The 9,609-nt window shown below is 72.5% G+C and carries 8 protein-coding genes and 1 pseudogene; 5 read left to right on the top strand and 4 right to left on the bottom strand.

Annotated elements, in window-relative coordinates:
* Window positions 1–124: 124 nt before the first annotated feature.
* A pseudogene (locus J1M41_RS08155) lies at window positions 125–418 on the top strand (integrase core domain-containing protein); the annotation flags it as partial.
* 35 nt (window positions 419–453) lie between these two features.
* Window positions 454–1,599, top strand: coding sequence for a glycerol-3-phosphate dehydrogenase/oxidase (locus tag J1M41_RS08150; RefSeq protein WP_241247856.1), 1,146 nt, complete (start codon window positions 454–456; stop codon window positions 1,597–1,599).
* A gap of 236 nt (window positions 1,600–1,835) precedes the next feature.
* On the opposite strand, the gene J1M41_RS08145 is transcribed toward J1M41_RS08150, so the two are convergent.
* From J1M41_RS08145 to J1M41_RS08130, 4 genes are all read right to left on the bottom strand, one after another.
* A complete protein-coding gene (locus J1M41_RS08145) occupies window positions 1,836–3,221 on the bottom strand; it encodes a peroxidase (protein WP_044496630.1) in 1,386 nt (461 codons plus the stop codon).
* The gene (locus J1M41_RS08140; protein ID WP_044496629.1) at window positions 3,221–3,937 is read right to left on the bottom strand and encodes a hypothetical protein; all 717 of its coding nucleotides are present in this window, start codon (window positions 3,935–3,937) and stop codon (window positions 3,221–3,223) included. Before J1M41_RS08140 ends, J1M41_RS08145 begins: the two co-directional genes overlap by 1 nt.
* A 24-nt stretch (window positions 3,938–3,961) precedes the next feature.
* The gene (locus tag J1M41_RS08135; RefSeq protein WP_064845788.1) at window positions 3,962–5,041 is read right to left on the bottom strand and encodes a catalase family protein; all 1,080 of its coding nucleotides are present in this window, start codon (window positions 5,039–5,041) and stop codon (window positions 3,962–3,964) included.
* Between the two features lie 247 nt (window positions 5,042–5,288).
* Window positions 5,289–6,386, bottom strand: a complete 1,098-nt coding sequence (locus J1M41_RS08130) for a PqqD family protein (RefSeq protein WP_206451529.1) — start codon at window positions 6,384–6,386, stop codon at window positions 5,289–5,291.
* Between the two features lie 200 nt (window positions 6,387–6,586).
* On the opposite strand from J1M41_RS08130, the gene J1M41_RS08125 reads away from it, so the two are divergent.
* From J1M41_RS08125 to J1M41_RS08115, 3 genes are all read left to right on the top strand, one after another.
* Window positions 6,587–7,510 (top strand): glycosyltransferase family 2 protein, encoded by a 924-nt coding sequence (locus tag J1M41_RS08125; RefSeq protein WP_206451528.1) that lies wholly within the window; start codon window positions 6,587–6,589, stop codon window positions 7,508–7,510.
* Window positions 7,507–8,568 carry a glycosyltransferase gene (locus J1M41_RS08120; RefSeq protein ID WP_206451527.1) on the top strand — a complete coding sequence of 354 codons (1,062 nt, stop codon included), beginning with the start codon at window positions 7,507–7,509 and terminating at the stop codon, window positions 8,566–8,568. The genes J1M41_RS08125 and J1M41_RS08120 overlap by 4 nt, the downstream gene beginning before the upstream one ends.
* On the top strand, window positions 8,565–9,609 hold a 1,045-nt coding region (locus J1M41_RS08115), incomplete at its 3' end, for an RNA-binding protein (protein ID WP_206451526.1). The genes J1M41_RS08120 and J1M41_RS08115, both read left to right, overlap by 4 nt.

Genomic DNA, 9,609 nt, shown 5'->3' with positions numbered 1-9,609 from the left:
GCAGTCGCGTACACGCTGAACAACAGGCCCAGGAAGGTCCTGGACTGGAAGACTCCCGCGGAGGTCTTCGCCGAGCAGCTACGCTCGCTCTCAACGCACGGTGTTGCAACGACCGGTTGAACCCGCCGTCTACTGCTCGAAGGACTACGCCAAGCTCTGTCGCAAGCTCGGCGTCACCCAGTCCATGGGCGCCGTCGGGTCCAGCGCGGACAACGCGTTGGCCGAGTCGTTCAACGCCACCATGAAGCGCGAGGTTCTCCAAGACGCCGCCTGCTGGAGCAACGAACTGGTCTGCCGCCGGCAGGTCTTCAGGTGGCTCGTCCGCTACAACACCAAGCGACGCCATTCGTGGTGCCGCTACGTCCCGCCGGTCCTCTACGAGACCGGCAACACCGCTACGCTGCCGACGGCTGCGTAATCACACCCCGTGTCCAAGATCCGGGGGTAGGGCCCTTGCGCGGTGCCGTCTACTACACCGACGGTCAGCTCGAGGACGACGCCCGCCTCGTGATCGCGCTGGCCCGCACCGCCGCGGCGCACGGCGCGGACGTCCTCACCCGGTGCGCCGCGACCGACCTGCGTGAGGACCGACTCACCCTCACGGACGAGACGACGGGCGAGAGCGTCGAGGCTCGGGGCACGGTCGTCTCGGCGACCGGCGTGTGGGCCGGTGAACACGACCCGTCGTTGCGGATCTCGCCGAGCCGCGGATCCCACCTGGTCGTGCGGGCCGAGGCGCTCGGGTGTCCCAGCGCCGTGTTCACCGCGCCGGTGCCGGGTCACTTCGGCCGGTTCGTGTTCGCTCTGCCACAGAGCGACGGCCTCGTGCTCGTCGGCCTCACCGACGACGCCGCTCCCGGGGTCGACGGCATCGCTCCGCCGGTGCCGGAATCCGACGAGGACTTCCTCCTCGCCACGATCAACCGCGCGCTGGAGCGCCCCCTGACCAGGCAGGACGTGGTGGGCCGGTTCGCCGGGCTGCGGCCGTTGGTGCTGCCGACTCCGTCGGGCGGGTCGACGGGAGGGACGAAGAGGCGGATCGGGAGGCACGGGTTCGGGGAGAGGCGCGAGCACGGCGCGTCGGGGGATCTGTCGGAGGGCGCGGAGCGCGCACTCGTCGAGGCGGGCGCGACCGCCGACGTGTCCCGACAGCACCTGCTCATCGACGAACCTGGCCGGCCCCTGACGATCGCCGGGGGCAAGCTCACGACCTATCGCACGATGGCCGAGGACGCCGTGGACGCCGCCTGCCGTCGTCTCGGGACGGACCGGGAGTGCCGGACGAGGACGCTCCCGCTCGTGGGCGCGGCGCCGCGGGAGGTGCTGGCCCGTCTCGAGGAACCGACCCGTCTCGTGCGCCGTTACGGCACCGAGGCCGGTCGTGTCGCGGAGTTGGGCCGTCGGTACCCCCGGTTCGCGGGCCCCGTCGCCGAGGGCGTCGCCTACACCGGTGCGGAGATGCTCTTCGGCGTGCTGGCGGAGGGCGCCCTCACGGTGGAGGACCTCGTCGAACGCCGCACCCGCACCTCCTTCGTCGAGTCCGCCGTCCCCGCCGCGCGCGAGGTCGCCGCCCAGGTCCTGGAACTCGCGACCACCTGACCCCCGCCCCCCGGATGACGTCATCGGGAAAGGGGGAGAGGAGGAAGGGGCAGGGGGCCATCGACACGGCTGAGCGCGTCGAGCGCGTGCTCGCCCTCGTGAGGTCCGAGGGCGCGGACGGCCCCAGAGCCACGGCGTTCCGACTCGAGAGGCCCCCTCCCGGGTTGGGAGGGGGCCTCTCGCTCATCGCCGGTGCGGACGACCGGGCGAGCGCCGGTCTCGATCCGCCGGCCTGGTCAGCTCTCCCAGCCCGCGTCGGCGATCCAGCGGAGGGCGGTGAGGGAGGGCATGAACATGTATTCGCCGCCGCGGAGGCGGTTGAACGTGGTCACGCCGTCGACGCGCTTGCGGACGGGGCGGTCGGGGATGGTGAACCGGCCCGGTTCCTCGTGGAGTCCGACGACGGGGTCGCGTTCGGTGCCGAGGTCGACGAAGTTGCCGCGGTTGATCCACTCCTGCTGGAGGAACTCGACCGTGTCGTAGGCGCGGGCGCTGATGAAGATGAAGAACAGGCCGCGCTCGTCGTCCTTGTCGTCGGCGGCGGTGAGGTCGGGGTCCCATTCGGGGCCGAACGTCGAGGAGCGGCGGATGATCCGGTGGATGTTCTCGTCCGTGAGGATCGTCAGCTCGCTGCCGCGCGGGTTCATGCGGCGCACGTGCGCCGAGTGGGGGCACATGAGGCCGCGGCGGTCGTCGGAGTAGTCGAAGTCGTCGTTGCGGGACTGATCCATGCCGAGGTCGACGTCGTCCTTCTCGGGGGAGAGGACGAGCGGCGCCCCCGACCGCCACCGGCCGACGAGCTTCGCGCCGAGGGCGTCGCGGGACTCCTGCGTGTCCTCCTCCGCGTGCTCGCGGAGGAAGTCGTTCCAGGCGCCGACACGGCTGTCGTACTTGCGGAGCACGACGAACGAGCCGTTACGACCCAGCACGTCCGGCGAGGGCATGGCGACGGGCGAACCCGTCTCGCTGTCCTCCCCGAGGATGAACTCGCCCGCCGCGATGGCCCGCTCCTGCCCCGGGAGGGCGTCGACGCCGGCGCCCGCGACGAGCGGCTGGCTGAGCGAGTCGTGGTAGCCGAACGGGTTGGCCGCATCCGGCGCCCCGAACGCGTGCGTGCCGAGCAGGGTGACCCCGTCGATCTCCTCCAGGTACCCCAGAGCCTTCTCCACGGCGTCCGCCAGGGACTCCTCCGAGTCGGCGTAGATCGTCACCGCGACGTGCAGGGAGTCGTCCTTGTAGAACTCCTCCCACGTCTCCGGGGCGTTCTCGCCCGTGTCCATGAGCTGGCCCGCGCGGGCCGCCATGCCCTGCCGGAACGGCAGCGGGAAACTCGCGAGGGACTCCTCCGGCAGGCCCATCGCCTTGAGGCCGGCGTGGCTGATCGCCACCCCCGTCCACGCGTGCATGTCCGCGGTCCAGTCCTGCGCCGAGGGGACGTACTCGACGAGCCGCCCCAGCAGGGCACGACCCCCCTCGGGGGTGTCGACCCGCAACCCCGCGTGGATCCCGACGTAGGGCTCGGGCCGCGACCGCAGGATGAGGGACTGGATGTCGTCGAGCTGCAGCGTGACGCTCTCCCGACGGAACCGCTTGCGCAGCTCCCTGAGGTGCTCGAACGGCATCAGTAGTCCACCCCCTGCGGCGTCGCCACCGCGTCCGACAGCGCCGACAGGGCCTCCCGGGTCGTCGCGTCCATCGCGGTGTTCGCCGCCATCGCGTCGAAGAACGTGTCCAGGGCCTGCTCCATGCGCTGGTACCGGCGCACGTCCACGACCGTCACCTGCGGGTTCGCGACGAACCACGCGGCGGCGTCGATCTGGTGGTCGGCGATGAAGTCCTTGACCTTCGGGGAGTCGATCCCCGGCCAGCCCTCGACGTTGGCGAACAACAGGTCCATGAGCTCGGGGATCTTCGTCGCGAAGTCGTCGATGTAGGTGTCCCAGTCGCCGTCGTAGGCCGTGGCGAACAGCACACGCGTGTCGTCGTCGAGGAACACGAACCGCATGTTGTGCAGCGTCGAGACGCGCTTGGCGCCGTCGAAGTCGCCGCCGGTGAGGCCGAAGATGCGGCGCAGCCGGTCGGCGCCGCCGGGCCTGAGGTCGGCGATGGCGGTCAGCTCGGACACGTTGCCGGAGCGGGCACCGGCCCGGCCGGCCGACTCGTACGTGCCCTCGTGGAGCGGGTTCTTGTCGGTGAGCAGGGAGTTGATCGCGATCTGGGAGATCGTCGGCGCGTCGGCCGCGACCTCCTTGACCACGCGGCGGAACTCCTCCATGCGGCTCTCCTCCGAGAGGCGCGGGTCGATGCGGGTCTGTTCGGACGTCAGCTTCTCGTTCATGGGGTCCTCCAAGGGGGTGAGGGGTCAGGCGGTGAGGTCGGCGAGGGAGTCCGGCTCCCGGCGGGCCACGGCGTTGAGGTCGTGCCGCTGCCGCGAGGACGACTCGTAGGCGAGCTTGCGGACGCGCATGATCGAGCCGAGCGGCCGGTGCGCCTCGACGCCGTTCCACGGGTTGAACGCGAGCCGGTCGTCACCGGCGACGCGACGTTCGGGGGTGAACACGTCCTGCCGGTCGAACCGGACGGTCGCGACGGTGCGGAACGGGGAACGGTCCTCGCGCCACAGCACCGCGGCGTCCTCGACCGGCATCTCCTCGAGGTCGGTGCACAGCTGCACCCGCAGCTCGTACGTCGCGCCCTTGGTCATGAAGTGGCGGACGACCGCGGTACGCATCGCGTCGAAGTCGTCGCCGACGTCGACGCCGGTGAGCTCGGCGACCTCCCCGGTCGGCGCGAGGGACATCTTGGCGACGTGGTCGCCGTAACGGATCGCGGCCTGGGTGTAGAAGGTCTCACCGAGTATGTGGGAGTAGTCGTTCGCGAGGCCCTGGACGGTCGCGCCGGGGGTGCGACCGAGTTTCTCGGTGATCGAGGCGATGCCCCGGGCGGCGGCGGAGACCGCCTTCTGCGCGGCGGCCGGGTTGCTCGCGTTCTTCTCGAGGATGTCGAGCATGTCCTCGTACTTGGTCACGGTGCCGAACGCGAGCGTCGGGAAGTTCACCATGAGGAAGTCCTGGTTGGCGCCACCGAGGTCGGGGGACAGGCGCTCGCCCTCCACGCCGATGATCTTGAGCGCGAAACCCCGCGGGGCAGGGATCTCGTCGGAGTGGATGTCGCCGGGTGCCGACGAGAGGCGGGCGACGACCTCGTGGGTGCCGGGGGTGGCGAAGATGCCCTGCGCGAGCTCGTGCGGCAGGTCGTCGTGGACGGTGAGTTGCCCGGTGATGATCGCGTGGCTCTTGGCGTGCGCGTCGCGGTGGGCGTGGCGGTGACGGTCGGCGTTCTCCGCCTGGGTGGCGGCCATTCGTTCGACGATTCGCTGGGAGATCTCGGCCTCGTTCTCGACGGGGACCTCGACGTCATCGTGGTAGCGGATGGGGTTCATCGGTATGCCTCCTCGACATCGTGACAACAATATTGTACTGGACTCAATTTGACGCCAGACGATTCGAAGATCGTCGTGGTCCAGGACCTCCTTGAAGAGGGGCTCCGTGGACTTCATCAAGAATTGTCCACAGAGCGGAGAGAGTAAGACGCGTTGCCCGGGGATCTGTACCCGCCCTTATCCAGCGGCATCCCGCGGAACGCGTAGTACAGGGGCGTCGTCGGAGCGGGCTGTGGGGCGGCCCGGGTCAGAGAGCGACGTCGACGAGCCCGTGCTCGGCCAGTGCGGTCAGGGCGGCGGCCACCCGGGCCTCGGCGTCCTCGGGCACGGGTCCTTCGGTGCGGAGGCAGGCCACCACGTCGGCGGCCGTCCGCGGCTCGTCCAGCAGGAGCCAGACGGACGGGCCCAGACCGTCGAGCACGACCAGGCGGTCCGAGGCGAGCAGGACCAGGCGGCCGTGGTCGGTCAGGATGCCGTCGTCGACGGCGCAGCGGGACACCGCGCCCGGGGTTGCCACTCCGACGGAGGCCGAGAGCTCTTCCTCGGTGAGTGCCTCCCAGGCGGGGGTGACGGGCGTGGGCGGGGCCGCCAGGAGGCCGTCGACGACGCCCCGCAGGTCCTCGGCTTCGGCGTAGACCAGGCGTTGGGCGCCGCCGACCGCGTCGAGGACGCGGCAGAGCGTCACGAGACCGCGGGGGAGCAGGGAGAGGGAGGAGGTCTGGGGGACGAGCGCCGCGAGCGCGGCCACGAGTTCCATGGCCTCCGCTCGCGGCGTCACCGGGCCTGCCGGATCCCGCACGCGGTCCAGCACGGCGATCCGGGCCAGCCGGGCGTCGGGGAGGGTCGGACCGAGACCCAGGTCGTCCGGGCCTCGCTGGGTCTTCGGGCGCACCCCCCGTGACCCCAGCAGGGACAGCGGTTTGGGGTAGGGCGTGACGGTCAGGCCGTCTGGTGCGATGATCGCCGTCTCGTCGGTGAGGTAGGCGAAATGGGGTCCCAGCCGGCGCGTGGCCGTCGTCTTGCCCGTCCCGGACGCCGCCACCAGGACGATCGCCGCCCCGGTGTCCGGTGCGGCGAGGCACGCGGCATGGAACAGCAGGTGGGTGCCGCGGGCGGACTCGATCGCCCGTGAGGTCGCCAGGAACACCAGGTCCTCGTGCCACTGGAGCCACGGACGCGCGGTGTCGGCGCCGCGGTGCGCATCCGCGCGGGCCGGCGTCTCCACGGCCTCCACACCGCACCGGGCCCAGGACGCGATGACCTCCGCGCGCTCGTCTCCCGTGAGGCCGCTCACCGTCACGGCATCGAGACCGGTGCCGATGCGCAACGCGGTGGTCTCGCTCATGGCTTCGTCCTCCCCCTGGGCGCCGGGCATGGCTCACCCTTTCCATCCCGTGGCTGTCCGGTCAGTGTACTGAGAGCCGTGCGGGCGGCCATGGCGCCGCCCCACCGGCTGGCACGGGTCTTCGCCAGAGCCTCCCTATACTCGACACAGGTTCTCGGGCGCTGAGTGCGCCGTCCATCCGAGCTGAGGGAGGAGCCCGCATGGCAGCCCAGTCGCCCACGGCGGCGGTGACCGTGGTGATCCCGCACTACGGCGATCCGACCCCCACCCTCGCCCTCGTCGACCGCCTGCTGACCGATCCCGGAGACGCGCTGGCCGCCGTCGTGGTCTCGGACGACGCCTCGCCCACCCCGTACCCCGAGGCGCACGATCCGCGACTGACCGTGGTGCGCCGCGAGCGCAACGGCGGGTTCGGGGCGAACGTGAACACCGGCCTGGCCGCGGTCACCACCGAGCTGGCCCTGGTCCTCAACTCGGACGCCGAGATCATGGGGGCGCAGATCGACGCGCTGGTGGCTGCGGCCGCTCCGTACCAGCCGGCCGTGGTCAGCCCGCAGGTCGTCAACGAGGACGGCACGCCGCAGTGGTCCGGCCGGCACTTCCCCACGGTCCTGCACCAGACCGTCGAGTGGCTGACCCCGCTGGCCCGCTTCCGTCACCTGGACATGCTCCACGAGGCCGTGGGGCACGACGTCGCGGCGGCCCGGTCCGCCTCGCCCGTGGCGGTCGACTGGGTGATGGGCGCCGTGCTGCTCCTGCCGATGGCACAGGTCCGCGCCGTCGGTGGGTTCGACGAGGAGTACTTCATGAATTCCGAGGAGGTCGATCTGCAGCGTCGCCTGCGCGAGCGCGGCGTGCCGTCGATCGTGGTCCCGGCCGTCCGTGTGCCGCACGGGCTGCACGGCTCCTCGGACCCGCTGCGCCGGCGCGGCTGGCTGGTGGACTCCCGCTACCGCTACGCCCGGAAGTTCGGTCACCCCCGGGCCCTCAAGGCCGCGCTCACCGCGGCGACGGGGGCGAACTTCGCCGTGAACGCGCTCCGGCAGGCCCGGGGTGTGGACGTGGACGCCCGCGCCGTGCTCCGGGACGAGCACGCGCTGGTCTGGAAGGGGCAGCGCCGATGAGCGCCACCGGTTACACCGTGCCCGCGCCGCCCGACGCGCGGGGCGGCCGCTCACCGGAACGGCTGTTCCTCGTCTCGCCGGCGTTCCACGGCTACCACCGCTCCATCGCGGCGGCGTGGGCTGCCCAGGGCTTCGACGTCACGGTGCACTGCTACGACGCCTACGCCACGCTCGGCATGAAGCTGCGGAACAAGGGGCTGCTCGAGCTGCCGCAGAAGGCGGGCGTGGACCGCACGGCCGCGCGGGTCGCCTGGGACACCGGGCGGGCCGTGGCCGCGCTGCGTGAGGCCCGGCCGGACCGCGTGCTCGTCATCAAGGGGGACTCGCTGGGCGAGGACTTCTGGTCCGAGATCCTCGATGCGGGCCTGCCCCGCATGCTCTGGCTGTACGACGACCTCGCGCGGCACGACTACTCGATGGAGTTCCTACGCTCCGTCGGGCCGGTGCTCAGCTACGCCCGCTCCGAGGCCGAGCTGCTGGCCGGCGAGGGCGTGGACGCCCATTACATGCCCAACGGTTTCGACCCGGCGATGGCGCTGCCCCAGGTGCCGCGGCGCGACGAACTGGTCTTCGTGGGCTCGCGCTACCCGAATCGCGTGGAGCTGCTCACCCGCCTGGCCGCGGCCGGGGTGCCGGTGCGCGCCTACGGGCGTCAGTGGAGCCACCACCCGGTGGACCGCCTGCGCACGTGGGAGCTGGCCCGGCCGGACCTGCCCGCCGAACGCGACATCCCCCTCGAGGAGGCGTACGCCGTGCAGGCGGCCGCCGCGGGCGCCATCAACATCCACGGGCTGCAGGCCGGCCACGCGATGCGGACCTTCGAGGTGCCCGGCATGGGCGGTCTCCAGCTGGTCGATCGGGCCGACGTGGCCGAGTTCTACGTCCCGGACGAGGAGGTGCTCGTTTTCGAGGACGCGGACCACCTCATCGAGCTGGGCCGCCGGGTCGTCGCGGATCCCGCCTGGGGGGCGCGCATCCGGGAGGCCGGCCGCCGCCGGTCGCACGCGGAGCACACGTTCGCGCACCGGGCGGCCATGGCCCAGGGGTGGTGGGCATGACCGACGCGCCCCTCTTCTGGCGCTCCGAGGACCTGCCGCGCTGGCACGCGTGGCAGCGCGCCCAGTGGCCGCTGACCCGGCGGGCCGCGGACACCGCGCGCTCGACCGTGCGCGGCGTGGCCGGCGCCCTGACACGCCGCCGGTTCACCGGCGACGACGTCCCGCGCCTGCTCCTGCCGGCGGGGGACGTGCACACCCTCGTCGCCCTGGAGTCCTTCGGCCCCACGCAGCTGGCCGCGCTGGCCTCGCCCGTGGCCGCCCTGGCCACGGTGCGGCCGGAGGTCGCCGCCGGGGTCGGCTGGGTGCTGCCCGCCGGTGACGCACCCGCCCTGCCCGGGGCCGCGGGCCACCGGGAGCACGCCGCCACCGCCGACGTCGTGAGGGATCGCCTGTCCGGGCTCTGCCGCGTCCTGGTGGCGGGGGAGTACCTGCCCTCGGGCCGCGCCGCCGTGCGCTGGGCCCGGCAGCGGGGGGCGCGGATCGGCGTCGTCCAGCACGGGCTGCTGGCCGTGTCCACGCCGCCCGTCCCGCAGGACGCCACCCTGTACGCCTTCACGAGCGCGGACGCGGACTGGTGGACCCAGGGCCGCGCCGATGTGGAGGCCGTCCCGGTGGGATCGGCGCTGCTGGAGCAGGCCCGCCGGACCGCGCCCGCGCTCTCGGGCGCCGGAGACGACGGCCCCGGGGTGTTCCTCGGCCAGCTGCACGGCGCCGAGCTGCCCCGCCGGGACTTCGCCGCAGCCGCCGAACAGTACGTGCGGGCCACCGGCGCCGCCTACCGCCCCCACCCGGCCGAGCGGGACCGTCTCTCCCGCGGCCAGCACGCGGCCTGGCGCAGGGCCGGCGTGCGGATCGACGACGCCGGGGCGCCCCTCGTCGCCACCCGCGGGCCCGTGGCCGCCGTCTTCTCCACCGGGATCCTCGAGGCCGCGCAGGCCGGCAGGCCCGCGTGGGCCGTCCACCCGGAGCCGCCCGCCTGGCTCGAGGGGTTCTGGCAGCGCTACGGCATGACCCGGTGGCGGCCCGGCCGCACCCCGGAGC

Origin of the sequence: Micrococcus sp. KRD096, assembly GCF_017168495.1 — a bacterium.
In the GTDB taxonomy this organism is placed as follows: Bacteria; Actinomycetota; Actinomycetes; order Actinomycetales; family Micrococcaceae; genus Micrococcus; species Micrococcus luteus.
The sequence above is the reverse complement of the archived record's forward strand: the minus strand, read 5'-3'. Positions and strand labels throughout refer to the sequence as shown.

Coding starts and splice junctions, on each gene's coding strand:
- J1M41_RS08145 (WP_044496630.1), bottom strand. CDS start 3,221: ATGCCGTTCGAGCACCTCAGGGAGCTGCGCAAGCGGTTCCGTCGGGAG.
- J1M41_RS08140 (WP_044496629.1), bottom strand. CDS start 3,937: ATGAACGAGAAGCTGACGTCCGAACAGACCCGCATCGACCCGCGCCTC.
- J1M41_RS08135 (WP_064845788.1), bottom strand. CDS start 5,041: ATGAACCCCATCCGCTACCACGATGACGTCGAGGTCCCCGTCGAGAAC.
- J1M41_RS08130 (WP_206451529.1), bottom strand. CDS start 6,386: ATGAGCGAGACCACCGCGTTGCGCATCGGCACCGGTCTCGATGCCGTG.
- J1M41_RS08125 (WP_206451528.1), top strand. CDS start 6,587: ATGGCAGCCCAGTCGCCCACGGCGGCGGTGACCGTGGTGATCCCGCAC.
- J1M41_RS08120 (WP_206451527.1), top strand. CDS start 7,507: ATGAGCGCCACCGGTTACACCGTGCCCGCGCCGCCCGACGCGCGGGGC.